This window comes from Pseudomonas sp. Leaf58 (assembly GCF_003627215.1).
In the GTDB taxonomy this organism is placed as follows: domain Bacteria; phylum Pseudomonadota; class Gammaproteobacteria; order Pseudomonadales; family Pseudomonadaceae; genus Aquipseudomonas.
The window spans coordinates 4,483,637-4,504,438 of record NZ_CP032677.1 but is presented as its reverse complement, the minus strand read 5'-3'; the positions used below and the strand labels follow the sequence as shown (position 1 = coordinate 4,504,438).

The window sequence follows — 20,802 nt, the reverse complement described above, 5'->3', positions numbered from 1 at the left end:
TCGATGAAAAAGTTCTTCAGCCTGATCGCCACCCTGCTGGTGCTGATCGCTGCCGTGGCCATCGGGCGCCAGTTGTGGCTGCACTACATGACCACGCCGTGGACCCGCGACGGCCGCGTGCGCGCCGACATCATCAACGTCGCCGCCGACGTACCGGGCTACGTGGTGGACGTGCCGGTCAAAGACAACCAGCGGGTGAAGAAGGGCGACCTGTTGATCCAGATCGACCCCGAGCACTATCAACTGGCAGTCGACCAAGCCAAGGCCCTGGTCGCCTCGCGCAAGGCCACCTGGGAAATGCGCAAGGTCAACGCCAAGCGCCGTGCCGACATGGACAATCTGGTGATCTCCAAGGAAAACCGCGACGACGCCAGCAACATCGCCAACGCTGCCCAGGCGGATTACCAGCAAGCCCTTGCCGAACTGGCTGGTGCCGAGTTGAACCTCAAGCGCACGCATATCGTGGCCACGGTGGACGGTTACGTGACCAACCTGAATATCCACCGGGGTGACTATGCGCGTACCGGTGAGGCGGTGATGGCGGTGGTCGACGAGAACTCGTTCTGGGTGTACGGGTTCTTCGAGGAGACCAAGCTGCCGCATGTGAAGGTGGGCGACCAGGCCGAGCTGCAGATGATGAGCGGCGAGCGCATCAAGGGGCATGTTGAGAGCATCGCCCGCGGCATCTATGACCGCGATAATCCACAAAGCCGCGAGTTGATTGCCGACGTGAACCCGACCTTCAACTGGGTACGGCTGGCGCAGCGGGTGCCGGTACGTATTCACATCGATGAAGTGCCAGAAGGGTTTTTGCTGGCGGCGGGGACCACCTGTACGGTGGTGGTGAAGCCGAGCGAGGGGTGAGCGACGGTTGGGGCTGCAAGTGCATGACTTGAAATTTTGGGTGCCTGTGAGATCGAGCGCCGCCCGCGCGGCGCTTCGCGGGGCAAGCCCGCTCCCACATCTGTTTCTGGCCAATCCCTCCTGTGCCAGATGGGGGGGCCGCCTAGTTTGTTCCATTCGATATCGAGGGTTGCGCTGCTGCTATTTCATCCATCTTCAGCCATGCGCCAAAGCTGCAATCCATCTCTTACAGGAGTAACTGGCTAGATGTGAGAGCGGGCTTGCCCCGCGCGGGCGGCGCTCGATATCACAAGCGATACACCTCACAATTCATGCATCCGCAGCCCCCACCAACACCGGCACCTTCACCCGATTGATCACCTTCGCGCTAATCGACGGGTCCAGCAACCGCCCCAACCGCGACAGGTGGCGGTGCCCCATGATGATCAGCTCGCAATTCAGTTCCTGCGCCTTGGCCACGATCACCTCGACCGGCAGCCCGGCCACCATGCAGCCCTGGCTGGCGAAGCCGGCTTGCTGCAACGCGCGCACTGCCTCGGCCACGGCGTGCTCGGCCAGGTGCTGTTCTGCGCAGGCGGCGGGGTATTCCTCCCGTTCCTCGGCGGTGTAGGGCGCGGGCTGGTCGTGCACGGCGAAGGTGGCGTCGATGGCCAGCAGCACGTGCAGTTCGTGTTCGCCGGGGCGGCAGTATCGGCGGGCGAGGGTGAGCAGGGCGGTGGCGGCGGGGGAGGCGTCGATGGCGATCAGGACGGGGGTGGGCATTGGCGATCCTTGTTTCGTTCAGGCTAATCATTTGCCTGCACTGGCCCTATCGCCGGCAAACCAGCTGCCACAGGGTCGGCGCAGACCTTGGATACTGTGGGGTCCCTGTGGGAGCTGGCTTGCCGGCGATAGGGCCAGTGCAGTCACTGCAAATCTTATGGCCCAATCACCGCCCAAAATAAATGCCCCACCACGCACGAGCGCATTGCGTCTGGTGCAATCCGCCAACCTGCTACCATCGCCATTCCCACAGCGCTAACGGAAAACGGCCATGCAACTCCCGGACATGAACTTGCTCGTCGCCCTCGATGCCTTGCTCGACGAGGGCAGCGTGGTCGGCGCGGCACAGCGCATGAACCTGAGCCCGGCGGCGATGAGCCGGACCCTTGGGCGTATCCGCGATGCCTTGGGCGACCCGATCCTGGTGCGCGCTGGCCGTGGCCTGGTGCCGACGCCGCGGGCCTTGGCGCTGCGTGAGCAGGTGGCGGCGTTGGTGGAGCAGGCCGGCGAGGTATTCCGCAGCGGCGATGAGGTCGACCTGCCCAAGCTCGACCGGGCCTTCAACATCCGCACCAACGACCTATTCATTGCCCTCTACGGCGCCCAGTTGCTGCGCCGCATGCACGAGCAGGCACCGCGCACGGTGCTGCGTTTCGTGCCGGAGAGCCCCGGCGGTGATGACGACAGCGTGCTGCGCGATGGGCGTACCGACCTGATCATCAGTTCGACCGTGGACCTGGGGCCGGAGATCAAGGTGCAAAGCTTGTTCCAGACTTATTACGTGGGCCTGGCGCGGCGCGATCATCCCATTTTCGAGCAGCCGATCACGCCCACCCGCTTTGCCAGTTATCCACAGATCAGCGTTTCGCGCCGGGGCCGAGCCAACGGGCCGATCGATGTCGAACTGGCCAACTTCAAAGTGCAGCGCCGGGTGGCATTGATTACCCCGAGTTTTCACTCGGCGCTGTTCTCGTTGCCGGATTCCGACCTGGTCCTGCCGATGCCGGCCAACATCCTTAACAGCGTGCACAAGTTGGGGCTGCCGCTGCGTTCGTTCGAGATTCCGGTGCCGTTGGAACGGGTGACCGTGCTGCAGGCGTGGCACCCGCGGTTTCACAATGACCCGGCGCATCGCTGGTTGCGGCAGACCTTGAAGGCTTGTTGCAGTGTCGACCCATGAGGGGCCTGTGCCGGCCTCTTCGCGGGCAAGCCCGCTCACATTGTGGATTGCGCCTGGCGCAACATAAACCTACCGAGAAGTCAGTTTTCGTAAGCATTTAACCTTCTTAGACTTGCTCCAGTCGCAAATTTGTTGCTGGAGATGTCTTGCCCATGAGTTCCCTGTCCGCCCCGTCTGCTGCGGTTGCCACCGCCCCAGTGCCGGCTGCATTTGGCCTGCAGGTAGTGGTCGGACTGTTCGGTGTGTTGCTGGCCGTGCTATGCGCGGGCCTCAACGAATCGGTAACCAAGATTTCCCTGGCCGATATTCGTGGGGCCATGGGCATTGGTGCCGACGAAGGTGCCTGGTTGCTGGCGGTGTACAGCGCCGCTTCGGTGTCGGCCATGGCCTTCGCGCCGTGGCTGGCCACCACCTTCTCGCTGCGGCGCTTCACCATGAGCGCGATCGGCTTGTTCGCTGTGCTTGGCCTGCTGCAACCGTTCGCCCCCAACCTGCACAGCCTGATGCTGCTGCGCGTGCTGCAGGGCTTCGCCTCTGGCGCCTTGCCGCCGATGCTGATGAGCGTGGCCCTGCGTTTCCTGCCGCCGGGCATCAAGGTTTACGGCCTGGCCTGCTATGCCCTTACCGCCACCTTCGGCCCCAACCTCGGCACGCCACTGGCTGGCCTGTGGACTGAATATGTCGGCTGGCAATGGGCATTCTGGCAAATCATCCTGCCCTCGGCGCTGGCCATCGTCTGCGTCAGCTGGGGCCTGCCGCAGGACCCACTACGCTTGGAGCGCTTCCAACAGTTCGACTGGCGTGGCGTGCTGCTCGGCTTGCCTGCCATCAGTTGCATCGTGCTGGGCCTGTCGCTGGGCGACCGCTGGGGCTGGTTCGATTCGCCACTGATCTGTTGGCTGCTGGGCGGCGGCCTGCTGTTGCTGGTGCTGTTCCTGTACAACGAATGGTCGGAGCCGTTGCCGTTCTTCCAGCTGCGCATGCTGTCGCGGCGCAACCTGAGTTTCGCCCTGGTGACCCTGGCTGGCGTGCTGATCGTGCTTTCGGCTGTGGGCAGCATCCCGTCGGCCTACCTGGCGCAGATCCAAGGCTACCGCCCGGCACAGACCAGCCCGCTGATGCTGCTGGTGGCGCTGCCGCAACTGCTTGCCCTGCCGCTGACGGCGGCACTGTGCAACATCCGCGCAGTGGACTGCCGCTGGGTGCTGGGCATCGGCCTGGCGATGCTGGCGGTGTCGTGTGTTGGCAGCAGCCTGCTGACCTCGCAATGGATCCGTGGCGACTTCTACCCGTTCTACCTGCTGCAGGTGTTCGGCCAGCCGATGGCAGTGCTGCCGCTGCTGATGCTGTCGACCAACGGCATGACCCCGCAGGAAGGCCCGTTCGCTTCCAGCTGGTTCAACACGGTCAAGGGCCTGGCTGCGGTGATTGCCGGGGGCCTGCTGGACGCCCTTGGCACCCTGCGCCGGCATTTCCATTCCAACCACCTGGTGGACAGCCTGGGCAACGCCCCGCTGGTCGACGGTAACGCCACGGGCCTGGCCAAGCGCATCCACGAGCAGGCGCTGGTGCTGACTTCGGCCGACCTCTACCTGGTCATGGCCTGCATTGCCGTGGCCCTGATTTGCCTGATTCCTTTCGTGCCTACCCGGGTCTATCCGCCGCGCGCGGTGGCCTGAACCCTGGATGAATTCGAGACCGTTGAAATGACCAACAACCGCAAAACCCTGTTCATCGGCTCGGTGCTGGCCGTGGCCGTGCTGGCTGGCATCGTCGGCCCCTGGCTGCTCGGCAGCGACCACCGCCAGCGCACCAATGACGCCTATGTGATCGCTGATTACACCGTGGTCGCGCCCAAGGTCGCCGGCTTCATCAAAGAAGTGCTAGTGGAGGACAACCAGCAGGTCACTGCCGGCCAGTTGCTGGCGACCATCGATGCCCGTGACTACCAGGCTGCACTGGATGCCGCGCAGGCGCAATTGCTGGTGGCCAAGGCGCAGAGCGCCGATGCCCGCGCCACCCTCGAGCGCCAGGCAGCGCTGATTGCTCAGGCCGAGGCCGCCGTGAAAGCGGCCCGGGCCGAAGTGGCGTTCGCCGAGCATGAAGTGAACCGCTACAGCCGCCTGGCCGAGCAGGGCGCCGGTACCGTGCAGAACGCTCAGCAGGCACGCAGTGGCGTCGACCAGGCCCGTGCCCACCTGGCCAACGCCCAGGCAGCGTTAGTGGCGACGCGCAAGCAGGTGGACATTCTTACAGCGCAAGTGGCCAGCGCCGATGGCCAGCTCAAGCGCGCCGAAGCGGGCCTGGAAAAGGCCCAGCTCGACCTGTCCTACACCCGCATCACAGCCCCGGTGGATGGCATGGTCGGTGAGCGCGCACTGCGCGTCGGTGCCTACGTCAACCCGGGGGCGCGCCTGCTCTCGGTGGTGCCGTTGCAGCAGGCCTATGTCGTCGGCAACTTCCAGGAAACCCAGCTGACCCATGTGCAGCCGGGCCAGCCGGTGAGCATCAGCGTCGACACTTTCGCCGGCGAGCAGTTGCAAGGCCATGTCGAAAGCATCGCCCCGGCTACCGGTGTGACCTTCGCTGCGGTCAAGCCGGACAACGCCACCGGTAACTTCACCAAGGTGGTGCAGCGCATTCCGGTGAAGATCGTCTTCGATGACGGCCAGCCGCTGCTCAGCCGCCTGCGCGTGGGCATGTCGGTGGAAGCGACCATCGATACCCGTGGCGACAAGCTGGACGGCAACGAGGTAAGCGCACGATGAAACCGGCATTACGCTTGAGCCCGTTGCTGCTGGCTGTGCTGATGGCCGGCTGCACCATGGGCCCAGATTTCCTGCGCCCCGACAGCCAGGCTCCGCAACAGTGGGCGCCGCTGCTGGGCGAGGCAGCGGCCAGCCAGCCGCAAGCCGAACCGCTGGAACTGCGCTGGTGGGAAACCTTCCACGATGCTCAGCTAAGCGCCTTGGTCCAGCGGGTTGCCGAGCGCAACCTCGACCTGCAAATGGCCAGTGCGCGCCTGCTGCAAAGCCGTGCCCTGCGCAGCACCGTAGCTGCCGACGAGCTGCCGTCGGTGGATGCGAACGCCGGCTACAGCCGCGCGCGCAACAGCGCCGAAGGCCTCAGTGACCCGTCCGGCAAGGCGGGCAAGGGCGCCTTCAACCTTTGGCAGGGCGACTTGGTGGCCGGTTGGGAGCTGGACTTGTGGGGCCGGGTCCGGCGCCAGGTAGAGGCCGCCGACGCCACGGTCGAAGTGGCCGAGAACGACCGCCGAGGCGTGCTGCTTGCATTGCTGTCGGAAACCGCCGGCAACTACATCCAGCTGCGCGCTGTGCAGCACACGCTCGATGTCACACGTGACAACCTCAAGGTCGCCCAGCACAGCCTGAAGCTGTCCGAAGAGCGCCAGGCCGAAGGCGTTGCCACCCGCCTTGATGTGGCCCAGGCCAGCGCCCAGGTTGCTTCGATCGAGTCGCGCCTGCCCAGCCTCGAAGCTCGCCGCGATGACCTGATCAACGCCCTCAGCCTGCTCGCCGCCGAACCGCCGCGCAGTTTGCAGGCCGAGTTGCTCAAGGGTGGCGAACTGCCCGCGCCGCAGCAGAAATTTGCCATCGGCTTGCCATCCGAGCTGGCCGAGCGCCGCCCGGATATTCGCCAGGCCGAGGCCCGCCTGCATGCGGCCACAGCCAGCATTGGCGTGGCCAAGGCCGACTTTTACCCGAGCATCCGGCTGTCGGGCAGCATGGGTTTCCAAGCCATGCAACTGTCCGATTTCGGCGGTTGGGACTCGCGCCGTTTTGCCTTCGGGCCACAATTGTCGTTGCCGATTTTTGAGGGTGGCCGGCTCAAGGGCACCCTGGAACTGCGCGAGGCGCAGCAACAGGAAGCGGCGTTGAACTACCGTAAGGTGGTGCTTGGCGCCTGGCACGAAATCGACGATGTGCTACGCCTGTACAACGCCAGCCAATTGCGTCGTGATCACTTGGCCGAGGCGGTGCGGCAGAACCGCATCGCGCTGGAAACCGCCCAGCGCCAGTATGTAGAAGGGGCGGTGGACTTTCTCAATGTGCTGACGGTGCAGGGTGCACTGCTGGCCAGCGAGGAACAGTGGATCGACAGTTCGGCGGCCGTGTCGCAGGCGTTGGTGGGGCTGTACAAGGCTTTGGGTGGTGGCTGGCAGGCGTTTGATGAGCCGCCTGTGAAGAAAGCATGAACGTGGGGCCGCTGTGTGGCGAACATGGTGGTGTATCTGGGAGGGTGGGGTGCTGCGTTCCATCGCTTGATTATTGGCTGCCTGTACTGGCCTCTTCGCGGGTAAACCCGCTCCTACAGGGATTGCATAGGCCTTTGTAGGAGCGGGTTTACCCGCGAAGGGTCCCGTACAGACAACCCATCAATCAAAGCGGGCGCAGCAGACCAAACCGCTTGCGCAACGCCCAATCCAGCAACCGCCGTGGCAGCAGGCGGGCCATCAACGGTAACGCCGTACTGCCATTGCCCAACCGCACCAGCGCCGGCACCGGCGACTTGCCAACCGCTGCCAATACCCCCTGGGCAAACACTGCCGCCGAGGTCGGTTTGTCCTGCGAAGCCCGTGCCCGCGCCTGCACATACTCACGCAACGGCCACCACGGCGAATCCGCCGCCAGCACCTGCTCGGCCTGGCGCTGAGCGTTGCTGGCGAACTGCGAGGCAATCGCCCCGGGCTGCACTTCCAGCACCTGCACGCCAAACGGCGCCAGCTCCAGGCGCAAGGCGTCGCTGAGCGCATGCACGGCGGCTTTCGAGGCGCAGTAGGCGCCGGCGAAGGGGGTGACCAATACACCGGACACGCTGCCGATGTTCACCACCGTTGCGCGGCAACGGCGCAGGAGCGGGAACAAGGCGCGGGTAACGCCGACCACGGCGAAGACGTTGGTTTCGAATTGCTGGCGCAGGGTATCCACGCCGCCATCGAGCAGTGGGCCCATGGCGCCATAGCCGGCGTTGTTGATCAGGATATCGAGTGTTTGGATTTCCTCGGCCAGGCGGGCCAGGGCCTCGCTATCGTTTACGTCCAGTTGCCGGGCAGTGAAGCCGGCGGCGTTCAGTTGCTCGACATCCTCAGGTTTGCGGGCGGTGGCCCAGACTTGGTAGCCGGCATCGCGGAACGCGTCGGCCAGGGCGCGGCCGATGCCGCTGGAACAACCGGTGATCAGGACGGTGGGCATGCTTGGGGCCTGTTGTCAGGGAGGATTGGTTTTTCCTGTACCGGCCTCTTCGCGGGTAAACCCGCTCCCACAGAATTTGAGAACTGTGCGATCCCTGTGGGAACGGGTTTACCCGCGAAAGGGCCGGCTCAGGCAACACATCAATTGGCAAATGTACCTTGCAGGTGCTCGGCACGAAATTCCAGGGTCTGTGGCCGATACCCGGAGCGCAGCGGTGGCAAGGGTAGGCAGTCTTTCCACTCGCCCCCCGGCTGCAACTCACCCGGCCCCCGGTAGCGCGGGGCATTGTAGGTGTTCTCCGCCAGGTTCACGGTATCGCCCGGGGCATACGCCGCCACGCGCCAGCGCAGTTCTGTCAGTGGCACGTCGTTGCCGTTCTTCATGTGTACCTGCAATGCACGGTCGGCAGGGCACTGTTCAGGGGCGTAGCTCAGGCGCAGGTCCAGGCGGGCCAGTTGCGAGGTTTCGCGGGTGTCTTGCCAGACGACGAACAGGGCCACCAGGCCCAGGCCACACACGGCAGCCAGCGAGATCGGCAGGGCCTTGGCCGGGTAGCGCAGTAGCAACACCAGCCAGGTGAGGATGAGCAAGGCACCGATGATCATGATGTGCTGATTCCGACCGGGGATTCGGACATCTTGGAGTGGCAAGCTTCAAGCTTCAAGAAAAAGCGGGGCGGCGGTGTACCTACGAATGTAGATTCACCTCCGTCCCGCTTTTTTATTGCAGCTTGCAGCTTGCCGCTTTACTGCGCGATGGTCTTCACCGACACACCACGCTCGACTGGCGTCGATGTCCGCCCATACACATCCTCGAAGCGCTCGATGTCATCCTCGCCCAGGTAGCTGCCAGACTGCACTTCGATGATCTCCAGCGGGATCTTGCCTGGGTTGCGTAGGCGGTGCACCGAGGCGATCGGGATGTAGGTGGACTGGTTCTCGGTCAGCAGGAACACGTTCTCGTCGCAGGTGACCTCGGCGGTGCCGGAGACCACGATCCAGTGTTCGGCGCGGTGGTGGTGCATCTGCAACGACAGGCTGGCGCCTGGCTTGACCGTGATGTGCTTGACCTGGAAGCGGCCGCCCATGTCCACCGAGTCGTACGAGCCCCACGGGCGATACACTTCCAGGTGGTTCTGGGTTTCGCTGCGGCCCTGCTCGTCGAGGGTCTTGACCATCTGCTTGACGCCCTGAACCTTGTCCTTGTGGGCAATCATCATCGCGTCCTTGGTCTCGACCACCACGATGTTTTCCAGGCCGATCACCGACACCAACTTGCCATTGCCATGGATCATGCAGTTGTGGCTGTCCTGCACCACCACGTCGCCCTTGGTAACGTTGCCGTTGTCATCCTTCTCGTGCACTTCCCACAGCGACGACCAGCAACCCACGTCGCTCCAGCCGGCCGACATCGGTACCACGCAGGCGCGCTGGGTCTTTTCCATCACCGCGTAATCAATGGAGTTGTCCGGGCAGCAGGCGAAGGTGGCTTCGTCGATGCTCAGCACCTCGCCGTCTTCCTGGCTGCGCTCCAGGGCCAATACACAGGTGTCATAGATGTCGCCGTCGTGCTTTTTCAGCTCTTCGAGGAAGCGGCTGGCACGGAACAGGAACATGCCGCTGTTCCAGAAGTAGCCGCCGGCCTGGACGAACTCGGCAGCGCGTTTTTCGTCGGGCTTTTCGACGAACTGCGCAACCCGCGCCACGCCTTCAGGCAGCAGCGCGTCCTGGCTGGAGCGGATATAGCCGTAGCCGGTTTCCGGCTTGGTCGCCGGCACACCGAACAGCACCATCTCGCCGCGCTCGGCGGCCACGGTGGCCAGGGCCAGGGCGCGTTGCAGGGCTTTTTGGTCATCGATCACGTGGTCGGCGGGCAGCACCAGCATCAGCTCGTCGCGGCCTTCGTTGACCAGTTTCATGGCAGCCATGGCCACGGCCGGCGCGGTGTTGCGGCCGAACGGCTCCATCAGGATGCCTTGGGTTTCCAGCTTCAGCGCGGCCAGTTGTTCCTGGACGATGAACTTATGGTCCTTGTTGCAGACCACGATCGGCGTGTCCATGCCCTCGAACACCAGGCGCTCGAGGGTTTGCTGGAACAGGGTGTGTGCACCGGTCAGGGCCAGGAACTGCTTGGGGAACTGCTTGCGCGACAGAGGCCACAGACGCGAACCGCTACCACCAGAAAGAATTACCGGGATCATCATGTTTCTCCAATAGTCGTTGAGAGGCAGGGGAATCAGTTGCTAGCCACGGGGCGAGTTACCCACACCGGCGACAAGGCGTTGCCGGAACCCGTTACGTACAGCACTGCGGCTTCGCCGCGCTCCAGGGCGACCGGTTTGACGTCACCCACTTTCTTGTCCCCTTGGTACAACGCCAGGTTGACCTTGACCGGGTTGATTTCGCGTTCGCCACGGCCGTTGGCGGCCACCGGCTTGACTACTTCGGTCTTGCCGTCAGCGGTTTTCAGGGTCAGTTGCTGGTCGCTCAGGTTCTGCAGGCGAACCAGGGCCTTTTGCTTGTTCTTGAACGGCGGCTCTTCGATCAGCTTGGGGCTGCCGCTGGCGCTGTTGACCAGGGTGTAGTACTTGTCCGAGGCCAGCTTGACCGGCACGCTCTTGCCGCCGACCTGGGCGGTGTAGTCGCCGCCCGGCAGGAAGCTGAAGTCGCTGCTGGCCTGGGCGCCAACCTGTTTGATCTGGGTGTTGCCGACGCTGGCAGCAGCGGGCGCGCTCGCGGCGTTGAACAGGCGCACGAAGGTCGAGCCCTTCGGCGCGCTTGGGCCGTACAGCGCCGCATCGGCGCCGGCGAAGGCGTGCAGGGAAGCGAGAGACAGGCCAGCCGCGAGGGTGAGGGCTTTGGCAATGGAAGTCTTGGTAGTCATGTGCGTGTTCCTCTCTATCGATCAGTGGTTCGTCCGGGTGGACGACAAGGCCAGGTTTTCTTCGGATTTACGGGTGTTTTTCAGCTGGGCGATCCACTGCGGATCGAAGCTGCTGAGGTCGTTCTTCATTGGCAGATAACGTTCGGGGAATTCCCACACCACCACTTGCGGTGCGGCGTTTTTAAAGGCATCGCTTTGCAGGTACTTGAGCATCGGCAGCAGCGGGCCGTGGCCGTCTTCGGCGTAGTTGGCGACGTCACTGTGCAGGGCCTGCTGCAGTGCGCCGAGGAAGTTCCAGTGCGGGTTGGCGCTGTAGCTGGTGCCTACCAGCGCAACCGGGATCTGCTTGTCGGCGAACAGCGCGTCACCGCCTTCACCCTCGGCCTCGACCGGCCGGGTGCTGCGCTGCTGCAGGTTGTCCGGGGCCGGCAGCAGGTTGCTGAACAGTGGGTCCAGTGGCAGGAAGTTGGTCAGGTCGCCCTTGTACGGCGCAGTGCTGCCAGCTTCGGTAATGAACGCCTGCGGGTCAGCCTGGAGCAGACGCTGGCGGCTGACCGCTTCGGCCAGCGCCTGGGCCGCCACTTCGGCGCCCATCGGCGTCCAGTGGGTGTCGGTGCGCAGGAACACCTGGCCGCGGGCCTTGGCTTGTTCCATCGGCGCCATCAGGTCGGGGGCGAATACATTGGCCTGGCGGGCCTGGGCGTGGAACCGGTGGTACAGGTCGTCATGCAGGCTGGCGGGCAACTCTTTGCCGACATATTCCGAGTACACCCGTGCCTTGGCCGGGATGATCGCCAGTACCAGTTGGCTGCCGTGCTTTTGTAAGGTGTCACGCACGCCGCGAATCAGCGCCAGGTTGTCCTGCATCAGCTGCTCGGCACCGGCGGTGGGCTTGAACTCTTCGTCGCTGAACAGCCACTGGTCGCGGCCCAGCACCACGCCCGGGCGGCCTTCATTGAACAGCTTGAAGTCCAGCGCGGCCCAGAGGTTGGTGCCCAGGCGCTTGATTGGGAACTGTTCGTCGTAGTGGGTCTCGGCGGCCTTGGCCAGCTTGCCGTTGAGCAGGGTCATTTGCGCGGTACGCTGGAAGCTTTCAAAGCCACCGGTGGACCAGGCGCCCATGCCGACCAGCAGGCCGAGGAACGACAGGGAATAGGTGACGCGTAATGTCCGGTTCATGTCATCCGCCTCAGAACTGGAAGTACAGGAACGGCGAGTAGCTCTGCGCCGAAAGCTTGAGAATCGAGGCTGCGAACAGCAGCAGGATCAGGGCGCGGGTCATCACCCGGGTCCAGTCCAGGCCGATCGAGCCGTCGCTGTTGACTTGCACCGGGGTGGCCGTGGGCGTCGGCTTGGCGTTGCGGTAGAAGTCGCGCAAGCCGAAGAACGCCAGGGTGATGTAGGCGATGACCAGGGTCGCCACCTGCAGGCCGGTGAGCTGGGCGCGGTTGAGCTCCGACAGCTGCCAGTCGCCGAAGCTGAACATGGCGCCGTACATACGGGCGGCTACATGCAGGTTTTCGGCACGGAAGATCACCCAGCCAACCACCACCAGCAGGAAGGTGAAGGCCCACTTCACTGGGTTGAAGCGCTGCGGGTTGGTGTCGATGCCCAGCGCCCGCTCAATGGCCAACCACATGCCATGCCAGGCGCCCCAGAGGATGTAGGTGAAGTTGGCGCCGTGCCACAGGCCGCCCAGCAGCATGGTCAGGAACAAGTTGCGGTAGGTGTTGAAGGTGCCTTTGCGGTTACCGCCCAAGGTGATGTACAGGTAATCGCGCAGCCAGGTCGACAGGCTGATGTGCCAGCGCCGCCAGAACTCGGTGATCGACTGGCTGATGTACGGCTGCTTGAAGTTTTCCATGAAGCGGAAGCCCATCATCAGGCCCAGGCCGATGGCCATGTCGCTGTAGCCGCTGAAGTCGAAGTACAGCTGCGCGGTGTAGGCCAGGGCGCCGAGCCAGGCGTCGCCAGTGGTTGGGTTTTGCAGGGCGAAGCAGTGGTCAGCCACGACCGCCAGGGTGTCGGCGATGAACACTTTCTTGATGAAGCCCTGCATGAAGCGGGTGCAGCCTTCGGAGAACTTGTCCAGGGTGTGGGTGCGGTTGTTGAACTGGTCGACCAGGTCCTTGAAGCGCAGCACGGGGCCGGCGATCAGGTGCGGGAAGATCGCCACGAACGCTGCGAAGTCGATCAAGTTGCGGGTGGCCGGGGTGTCGCCGCGGTACACGTCGATGATGTAGCTGATCGACTCGAAGATGTAGAACGAGATACCGATCGGCAGCAGCACATGGGTGAGGATGAACGGCTCCAGGCCGAACGAGCTGATGATTGCGTTGAGGCTGTCGACGCCGAAGTTGGCGTATTTGAAGTAGCCAAGGATCGCTAGGTCTACCCCTACGCCAAGCAGCAGCCAGCGCTGCGCCGGCTTGGTACGTACGCCGGCAGCACCGACTTTCAGGCCGATCCAGTAGTTCCACAGGGTGACCCCGGCGAACAGGGCCAGGAAGTCCACCCGCCACCAGGCGTAGAAGATGTAGCTGGCGACCAGCAGCAGCAGGTTGCGATAACGTTGCCCGCTCAAGTAGTACAGGCCGAGGAAGATCGGCAAGAACAGGAACAGGAACACGTTGGACGAGAAGACCATCCCGGTTCTCCTTTTTGTTCACAGCATCCGGGGCACAGCGCCCCCCAAACCCCCCACACAAATATGGCGGGCTACCTAGTTCCCTGTAGGAGCGGGTTTACCCGCGAAGAGGCCGGCACAGACACCGCGCATGGCAGGCCCGGCCCTTTCGCGGGTAAACCCGCTCCTACAAGGGTTTTGCGTTATCTTTTCGATTCAGCGCTCGGGTCGTAGACCCGGGTCAGGTCGCCACCCAGCCGGAAGCTGTTGAACGGCTGCATGCCACGCTTGCGTTGCAGGGTGTCGCCACTGCACGCATACAGGCTGCAGTAGGGCTCCATCCAGGCGTACTTGCTGTCGATCTTCAGGTCTTTCATGTCCTGCTTATCGCCATTGCGCGCCTTGAACGCGCTGGGGTCCTTCGACCCGGCCAGTACCCGCTGCGCCAGGCGCTGCAGGGCATTGTTGTTTTCGCCACGCACATCCACGCCATTGGCCTGGGCGAAGCTGGCGATCATCGCCAGCGGCGGCAGGGCGTAGTTGTGGTAAGCCAGGGCGCGCTGCTTGCGCTTGAGCTCGTTGGGCAAGAAGCCCTGCTCGTCGACCTGGTTGGCGCCCACTCGGTATTCCTTCACAGCCCAGTCGAACAGGTCGCGACGGTCGGTGGCCACGGCGCTGGCCATCACCGCCCAGGCGGCCCAGTAGCTGTGGTTGTTGATCTTCTCCAGCGGCAGGTCGCTCCAGTCGCGCACCACTTGCGAGGCCAGGCGGGCGAACCATTTTTCGATCAGCTCGGCCTCGGCCTGGTGCGCAGCCAGCGGCTGCGAGTTGGAGAACTTCAGGCGCAGCCACGAACCGCTCATGCTGCCCAGCGCCCATTTGCGCATCGACTTGCCGGTGTGGTTGTAGTCGGTGGACATCAGTGCATCGGCGCGCGCCCAGGTACCCAGCCAGGCCAGGGTGCAGTCGAGCTGCGCCGGGCGGCCGTCCCGCATGTACTGGCCGACCATCTTGCTCACGCCTTTCTCAAGGGTGGTGATGTCTTCGGTGGACTTGCGAAAGGCTTTTTCCGAGCTGGCATTGAGCGTTGCCCGCGCCTTGTCCGAACCTTCGTACTTGCTGCGGAACTGCAGGGCAGCGGTGTACGGCTTGGGCGCCGCCTCGCAGCGGAAGTTGCCGTCACTGGCCTTGAGCTTTTCGATCCCCTCGTAGTAGCCCTGGGGCGGTACCAGCGCAGCGTGCGCAGCACCGCCGCACAACGCCAGGGCAAGCAGGGCGGGGCGGGAAATTCGCGTGAACGGGGTCATGGTCGCCTCACTGGCCGGCCTGCGCGGTCTGCGCAGGCACGGCAAAGTTGTTGCGTTTGCAGAGTTTGGCTTGGACTTTCTGAGTGCCTTTCTCCGGCCCCTGGATTTCAAAGGCCAGCAGGCTCTGGCTAGCCCAGTCCTCGTCTTCACGCATCTGGAAGACGAAGCGGCCATCGGTGTCGGAGGTTTCCGGTTTTTCCAGCTTGATGTCTTCGTGGCGGCCGTTGAGGTACCAGAGGGTGGCTTGCAGCACCTTCACCGATGGGTCGTCGAACTTGACGTCCATCTGCAGGTTGCGGTTGACCAGGTCTTTGACCACGCCGCCCTTGCCGTTGACCATCAGTTCGTTCTTGCCGGGCTTGAGGGTGGTGCTGGCGCTCATCAGGGCCGGGCGGTCATCGCAGCCGTCATCGAGCAGGCCAAGGATTTGTCGCCAGATGGTTTCCTGGTCCAGGCGGTACAGCGGGGAGAATTCCCAGATCAAGATCTTCGGCGGGTTTTTCTGGAACTCCTCGCTGCCCAGGTACTGGATCATCGAGCCTTCCAGGCCACCGCCAGGGAAGGCCACGTTGAGCACGTCGGCGCCGATGTACTGCTCGAGGAAGCCCGAGAAGTTGTAGTTCTTGCCACTGTGGCTGGTGCCGACCAGGGTGATCTGAGCGTTGCCTTCGTCACCGAACAAGTCATCGCCACCGCCGCTGGCACCCTTCGGCTCGGTGGCGAACTGATCCATGTATTGGACGGCGTAGCTGGTGCCGCACAGCTGGCCGGCGACGTTATGCAGGGTGCCGGTCTTGCCCATGCGCCCGGCCTTCTTGGTCTCGAACTCCTTGCGTGGGATGCCTTCGAAGGCCGCCATCTTGTGCACGGTATCAGCCACGATTTTTGCCGCGCGCTCGGCGCCGTACGGCGTCCAGTGCTGGTCGCCACGGAAGTAGAAGTCCTTGCCCTGGTCGGCGGCGGCCAGTTGCTCGTTGGTCAGCGGCGACAGGTCGGGCACGTTGTAGCCCATGCTGGCGAAGCGCTTGAGCATGGCCTGATAGTTGCCGAGGGCCTTCTGGTAGTCGAAGGCAGCTTTTTCCGCTGGGTTGAGCATGTTGCGGTTCACCAGGCCGCGGGTCGGCTGGTACACCACCACCAGTTCCACGCCGCGCTTCTTGAACGCGTCGTGCACTTGCTGCAGGCGCTTGTAGCCGGCCGGGGTGGTGTTGAATTCGGTGCGCAGGTCTTCGCGGGTACGGAACAGCCAGTCGCCCTTGGCCTGCACCAGCGTAGTGAAGTTCTGCTGGTAGCGGGTGGTGTAGCGGCTGGCGTCGTGCGCTTCAGGGCACAGCTGGCAGCAAGGTTCGGCGCTGAAGGTGGGGGCCTTGACGTCTTCGGCGCGCACGCCTTGGCTGATCGCCAGGAGGGCGGCGGACAGGCCCAGCAGTTTCATCAGGGGTGGGGTCATGGTCTGGGCTTCCTTAATCGATCATTTCGGTCTGGCGTTCGACCGGGTCGATCAGCACAGCCTTCTGCTGGCGGACCAGCAGGTCGAGGATTTCGTCCTGGCGTTCGCCGAGGATGCCGTTGAGGCTGATGCCGCTGGCTTTGCGCGGGGCGAGCATGGACACCTTGTACAGCTCGACCGACAGCGGCGAGTCGATCGACAGGGGCCCGGAGCCGTTAGCCGCCAGCTCGCCGCCGACCAAAATCAGCGACACCTTGGCGTCGAACGGGTCGAGGGCAATGTTGCGGTCGGTATCGGACAGGTCCTTGATGTGCCCGTAAACGCCCACCAGGCCGTTGGCTACGGCGACGTTCTCGTACAGGCGGATGTTCACGCTGTTACGCACGCGGATGCCGTGGCGGCGGTTGTTGATCAGCTTGTTGCCCCAGATCAGGTTGTCGCCACTTTCGTACAGGGTGATGCCGTCGGTGTGGTTGCGGTAGATCTCGTTGTAGGCGATCAGGTTGTTGACGCTGTTGCGGTCGATCACCACGCCCGAGAGCTTGTTGTCGAAGCTCTTGTTGTTGATGATCCAGCTGTCGTTGACCTCACGCGAGACGATGATGCCGTGCTTTTTCTTGGTGCCGTACACCGTGTTGCCGGCGATGATCAGCCGGTGCGAGCGGTCGTGCGGGTCGATGCCATAGACGATGTTGTCGCGGTAGGTGCTGTCCTTGACCACGAAGTCCTGGGTTTCGTAGCAGTAGAAGCCGTACCACATGTCGCTGAACTCCGAGCCGATGATCCAGCCGGTGGGTTCTGGGCGGCCCATGCGCTTGGCCATGTTCGGTGTGTACTGCGAGATGCTCACACCGTACGACTTGGACTTGGCGTAGCCGAAGCTAGCCATCTTGGTGTTGACGATGTAGGTCTCGGTGCCGCCCCACGACAACAGGAACGGGCGGAATTCCTTGGGCGAGCGGAAGGTCGCCGGGCCGTTGTCCTTTTCGCGCCAGCCAGTCACCTGGGTGTCGGTGACGAACAGCTTGCCGTCGTTGACCAGGAACGCGCCGCCTTCCTGGGACAGGCGCAGCTGCTTGACCTTGTTGTCGATTTCGAGGATGCCCTTCTGCCCGACCACGATCGGCAAGCGCGCCAGGTACACGCCCGGTTCGACTTCGCTGAGGTACTGTTTGGGTACCTTCTTGCTCAGCTCGACCAGGTCGACATGGCCGTCATCGATGAAGATCGCTTGCGGGATACCGTGCTGGCGTTGGACCCACTCGGCCGCCTTGTTGTCGCCGCCGACGAACTCCTTCAGGCTGTCCTCCTGGAACATGCGACGCAGGCTGACCTTGCCCTTGTGGCGGCGGTCGATTTTCTTCTGCACAGCCTCGGCAGTGAAGCCGGTCAGGTCGGGCAGCGTTGGCGGGTCCATGTGCAGCGGTTCGACCGGTGCACTGGAGACCGTATAGGTCTTGGCTTGCTGCAGCCCTTTGGCGATCGTCGTGGGCTCTGCGGCGACGGCCAGGCCGGCGGCCAGCAGCAAGGCGCTGGCCAGCAGGCTGTGACGTAAGTGCGGGTGAAGGTTCATGGTAAGTCCCCTACCGGCCTCAGAAGCGCCAGATCACATCGACGAAGGCGCGGTGCATGTACGAGTCCGCTTCCTTGCCGTAGGCGTCGCCCGGCTTGAACACGCCGGCACGCAGGCGCACCAGGGCAGACGGCTCGTCGATGGCCTGGCTCATCGAAGCCGGCAGCAGGCCTTGCTTGAAGTACTTGGTCACGACCACGTCCATTTCCTGGCCGAGGTCTTTTTCGCCATCGACCAGTGGGCGGTTCACGCCGTTGTCGTTGACCACCGCGTTGATGCCGCTGGAGCCGATGTTCTGGTTGCCATCGACACGCCAGAACTTGTGGTAGATGAAGCTGGCGTCGTAGTCGTCGCGCAGCTGCCAGGAGGCGAACAGGGTGGCCGCCTGCAGGTTGCCCAGCTCACCGCGGAAGGCTTCACCGAAGCGGTGTACGCGCGACCGGGTACCGGTGTAGTTGGAGCGGTTGCTCTCCAGGCCGGTCTGCTCGTAGTTGCTCGAGCCGTCATCGCCACCACCGCCGCTGCCACGGGCGTAGGCCGCACCCACCTGCCATTGCGGGTCGAGGCGCAGGCGGATGCCGAGGTCGGTGGCCCAGGCGTTGACGTCACCGCTCTGCTTGCCGGTGGCCACGCTGTCGTCGCCCACCACTTGGCTGCTGAGGGTGTCGCGGTCGCCGGTCAGCCAGGTGACGCTGCCCCAGTAATTGACGGTGTGGTCGTTGCGCCAGTTGTAGGCGTCACTGTTGGCCTCCAGGCCCAACCAGGTGAGGTCGCCGGTGCGGGTTTTGTCCAGCGCATCGACGGTTTCGCCGGGGTTCTTCAGGCTGCCGCCGTCGTGGCTGTGATGGGCCCGTACGCCCACCCAGTGGCCTGGGGTCCACTGCGTGGCGACGTTGCCGTAGAGGTGCGTACGGTCCTTGTCTTGCGGGGCTAGCTCGGTGAGGTCGGTGCGGTATTCGCTGAAGCGCTGGGCCACGCCCAGGTCGGCCTTGAGCAGGGTCGTGTCGAAGGTCCAGTTCAGCGCCTCGATGTTGGTGTCACGCCACATGCCGTCGTCGCTGCGCAGGCGCTGGCGACCCAAGCGCAGCTGCTCGCCGGGGTAGGCGGTAAGGCCGCTGTAGCCGACCCAGAATTCGCGCATGGCCAGGTAGCTCTTGTCCTGTTCGCGGCCGTCGGCGGCGGTGTCGGTGCTGGTGCCGTCGTCGTTCTGGCGCAGGGTGTCGGTTTCGATGGTGTCGGTGGCGGTGACGGCCTGGCCCATGGCATAGGCGCTCCAGTTGCCACGCTCGCCATACACCCAGGGGCGCAGGTCGAGGCCCAGGCCGCTGACATCACCGCCAGAGCGGGTGCCCAGGTCACGGTCGTCTTCCGATTGGCCGGTGATTTTCACGTCCAGGCCAACGTTTTTCTCAGCGGTCATTTGCGCCAGGGTCGGGCAGGACCACAGCAAGGCGAAGCTCAGGCCGATGCCAGCTTTCACGAAGGGATTGAGCGTCATAGCGAGTCCTCACCGGTACTTTCTTTTTCGTCGTCTTGCAGGGCTTCGATGGCCAGGGTGCTGTTGGCGCCTTGGTTCATGCTGCCGCGTGCCTGCTTTTCCTGCGCCAGCAATTGCTGGGCCTGGCTGCGCTGGTCGGGGGTCAGTTGCTGGTCGAGCTGCTGCAGCATTTCTGCCGATTGCGGGGTCGGGTTGGCCTGCGACAGCTGGGCGAACACCCAGGCATTGCCCGGTTGCGGGCGAATGCCGTGGCCTTCGCTGAACAGTTGGGCCAGGGCATAGTCGGCGCTGTTCTGCCCGCCACGGGCGGCGGCCAACAGGTGGTCGACGGCCTTTTGTGGCTCGACGTTGCCCAGGTAGCCGCGGCGGTACAGCTGGCCCAGGTAGTAATGGGCGCTGACTTCGCCAGCGTCGGCAGCGGCCTGCAGGTGCTGCTCGGCTTTTTGGGCGTCGGCTGGCAGGGTTTTGCCTTCGTAGTACAGGCGGCCCAGCAGCAGTTCGGCGCGTGGCTGTTCGGCTTCGCGGCCCTTGTCGATGTAGGCCAGCAGTTGGTCGGTGTCGCCCAGCTCGGGGAAGTCGTAGACCAGTTGCGCCAGGCTGACCCAGGATGCCGGGTTGGCTGGGGCCACCTGCTCGAGCAGGTCCTTGGCGGTTTTTTCGTCGGTTTGGCCGAGGCTGCGGTCAGCCAGCACCCGGGCCACGCTGTCGACCCGGGTGGCCGGCACGGCGCCACGGGCGTAGGCGGCGTTCAGCTGGCCGAGCAGGGCGGCTTGCTGGTCAGCCTGGCCGCGTTTCTGGTACACGGTGGCCAGCTCTACGTAACAAATGTCGGTGGTGGCGAGCGCGGCCTTGCAGATTTTTTCCACTTCGCCCAAGTGCTGGTCGTAGGTGCCTTGGGTGCGGTACAGCAGCACTTGGGCCAGGCCTGCTTCCGGGTTGCCGGCGGCGCGCCATTGGTCGATCTGCTGCTGCGCATTGACCTTGGGGAAGCTCTGCGGGTAGCTGAGGTAGAGCATCGCCAGCGGGATCAGGGTATTGGCCTCGCCCTGTTGGGCCGCTTGCTTGAGCAGGGTTTCGGCTTCTACACGCTCGGCTTGGGTGCTGTCGGGCTTGGCCACCAGCAAGCGGCCCAGGCGCGCCTGGGCACGTGGCGAAATGGCCGCCGCGGCGCGGTAGGTGGCCTCGGCTTCCTTGATTTTCGACGGGTCGCGGGTGGCCACCTTGATGTCGGCCAGGCCCACTTGCGCCTCGCTATAGCCCAGGTCGGCCAGGGCCTTGTAGTTGCGCTCGGCCAGTGCCGTGTCACCGCGCTTCATGGCTTCGTTGGCCAGGCGCTGGTCGGGCAGGCCGGCACAGCCAGCCAGGGTGATGGCGGCAGCCAGTGCACACAATCCCAGGTTCATGCGGACCTTGTGGGAGCTGGCTTGCTGGCGATTGGCCGGTGCA

At 64.0% G+C, this 20,802-nt stretch carries 17 protein-coding genes; 5 read left to right on the top strand and 12 right to left on the bottom strand.

The window, feature by feature from the left end; genetic code table 11:
* Window positions 1-3 precede the first annotated feature (3 nt).
* Window positions 4-864: an HlyD family secretion protein gene (locus DV532_RS20965; RefSeq protein WP_056801706.1), complete on the top strand. Its 861-nt coding sequence runs from the start codon at window positions 4-6 to the stop codon at window positions 862-864.
* Between the two features lie 309 nt (window positions 865-1,173).
* Here DV532_RS20965 and DV532_RS20960 read toward each other — a convergent pair whose 3' ends face one another.
* On the bottom strand, window positions 1,174-1,626 hold the full coding sequence (locus DV532_RS20960; protein ID WP_056801707.1) for a universal stress protein: 453 nt from the start codon (window positions 1,624-1,626) through the stop codon (window positions 1,174-1,176).
* A gap of 271 nt (window positions 1,627-1,897) precedes the next feature.
* On the opposite strand from DV532_RS20960, the gene DV532_RS20955 reads away from it, so the two are divergent.
* The 4 genes from DV532_RS20955 (at window position 1,898) to DV532_RS20940 (ending at window position 7,022) form a co-directional block, all read left to right on the top strand.
* Window positions 1,898-2,806 (top strand): LysR family transcriptional regulator, encoded by a 909-nt coding sequence (locus DV532_RS20955; RefSeq protein WP_056801710.1) that lies wholly within the window; start codon window positions 1,898-1,900, stop codon window positions 2,804-2,806.
* Window positions 2,807-2,958: 152 nt separating this feature from the next.
* Entirely contained in the window at window positions 2,959-4,485 is a 1,527-nt protein-coding gene (locus DV532_RS20950; protein WP_056801712.1) for an MFS transporter, read from the top strand.
* Window positions 4,486-4,512: 27 nt separating this feature from the next.
* Window positions 4,513-5,574, top strand: coding sequence for an HlyD family secretion protein (locus tag DV532_RS20945; RefSeq protein WP_056801714.1), 1,062 nt, complete (start codon window positions 4,513-4,515; stop codon window positions 5,572-5,574).
* Window positions 5,571-7,022 (top strand): efflux transporter outer membrane subunit, encoded by a 1,452-nt coding sequence (locus tag DV532_RS20940; RefSeq protein WP_056801715.1) that lies wholly within the window; start codon window positions 5,571-5,573, stop codon window positions 7,020-7,022. The genes DV532_RS20945 and DV532_RS20940 overlap by 4 nt, the downstream gene beginning before the upstream one ends.
* 184 nt (window positions 7,023-7,206) lie before the next feature.
* Here DV532_RS20940 and DV532_RS20930 read toward each other — a convergent pair whose 3' ends face one another.
* From DV532_RS20930 to algK, 11 genes are all read right to left on the bottom strand, one after another.
* Window positions 7,207-8,019, bottom strand: a complete 813-nt coding sequence (locus tag DV532_RS20930; protein ID WP_056801717.1) for an SDR family oxidoreductase — start codon at window positions 8,017-8,019, stop codon at window positions 7,207-7,209.
* A gap of 140 nt (window positions 8,020-8,159) precedes the next feature.
* On the bottom strand, window positions 8,160-8,624 hold the full coding sequence (locus DV532_RS20925) for a hypothetical protein (RefSeq protein ID WP_056801719.1): 465 nt from the start codon (window positions 8,622-8,624) through the stop codon (window positions 8,160-8,162).
* A gap of 140 nt (window positions 8,625-8,764) precedes the next feature.
* On the bottom strand, window positions 8,765-10,219 hold the full coding sequence (locus DV532_RS20920) for a mannose-1-phosphate guanylyltransferase/mannose-6-phosphate isomerase (RefSeq protein ID WP_056801721.1): 1,455 nt from the start codon (window positions 10,217-10,219) through the stop codon (window positions 8,765-8,767).
* A gap of 35 nt (window positions 10,220-10,254) precedes the next feature.
* Window positions 10,255-10,902 (bottom strand): alginate O-acetyltransferase AlgF, encoded by a 648-nt coding sequence (locus DV532_RS20915; protein WP_056801723.1) that lies wholly within the window; start codon window positions 10,900-10,902, stop codon window positions 10,255-10,257.
* Window positions 10,903-10,923: 21 nt separating this feature from the next.
* Window positions 10,924-12,081: an alginate O-acetyltransferase gene (locus DV532_RS20910; RefSeq protein ID WP_056801725.1), complete on the bottom strand. Its 1,158-nt coding sequence runs from the start codon at window positions 12,079-12,081 to the stop codon at window positions 10,924-10,926.
* 10 nt (window positions 12,082-12,091) lie between these two features.
* Window positions 12,092-13,549, bottom strand: a complete 1,458-nt coding sequence (locus DV532_RS20905) for an MBOAT family protein (RefSeq protein WP_056801727.1) — start codon at window positions 13,547-13,549, stop codon at window positions 12,092-12,094.
* 182 nt (window positions 13,550-13,731) lie between these two features.
* Window positions 13,732-14,835: a mannuronate-specific alginate lyase gene (locus DV532_RS20900; RefSeq protein ID WP_056801729.1), complete on the bottom strand. Its 1,104-nt coding sequence runs from the start codon at window positions 14,833-14,835 to the stop codon at window positions 13,732-13,734.
* A 7-nt stretch (window positions 14,836-14,842) separates the two neighbouring features.
* On the bottom strand, window positions 14,843-16,285 hold the full coding sequence (locus DV532_RS20895; RefSeq protein WP_056801731.1) for an alginate O-acetyltransferase: 1,443 nt from the start codon (window positions 16,283-16,285) through the stop codon (window positions 14,843-14,845).
* Between the two features lie 13 nt (window positions 16,286-16,298).
* Window positions 16,299-17,858 (bottom strand): mannuronan 5-epimerase AlgG, encoded by a 1,560-nt coding sequence (gene algG, locus DV532_RS20890; RefSeq protein WP_056801733.1) that lies wholly within the window; start codon window positions 17,856-17,858, stop codon window positions 16,299-16,301.
* Between the two features lie 19 nt (window positions 17,859-17,877).
* On the bottom strand, window positions 17,878-19,356 hold the full coding sequence (locus DV532_RS20885; RefSeq protein ID WP_056801734.1) for an alginate export family protein: 1,479 nt from the start codon (window positions 19,354-19,356) through the stop codon (window positions 17,878-17,880).
* Window positions 19,353-20,759, bottom strand: a complete 1,407-nt coding sequence (gene algK / locus DV532_RS20880) for an alginate biosynthesis TPR repeat lipoprotein AlgK (protein WP_056802243.1) — start codon at window positions 20,757-20,759, stop codon at window positions 19,353-19,355. Before algK ends, DV532_RS20885 begins: the two co-directional genes overlap by 4 nt.
* Window positions 20,760-20,802 lie beyond the last annotated feature (43 nt).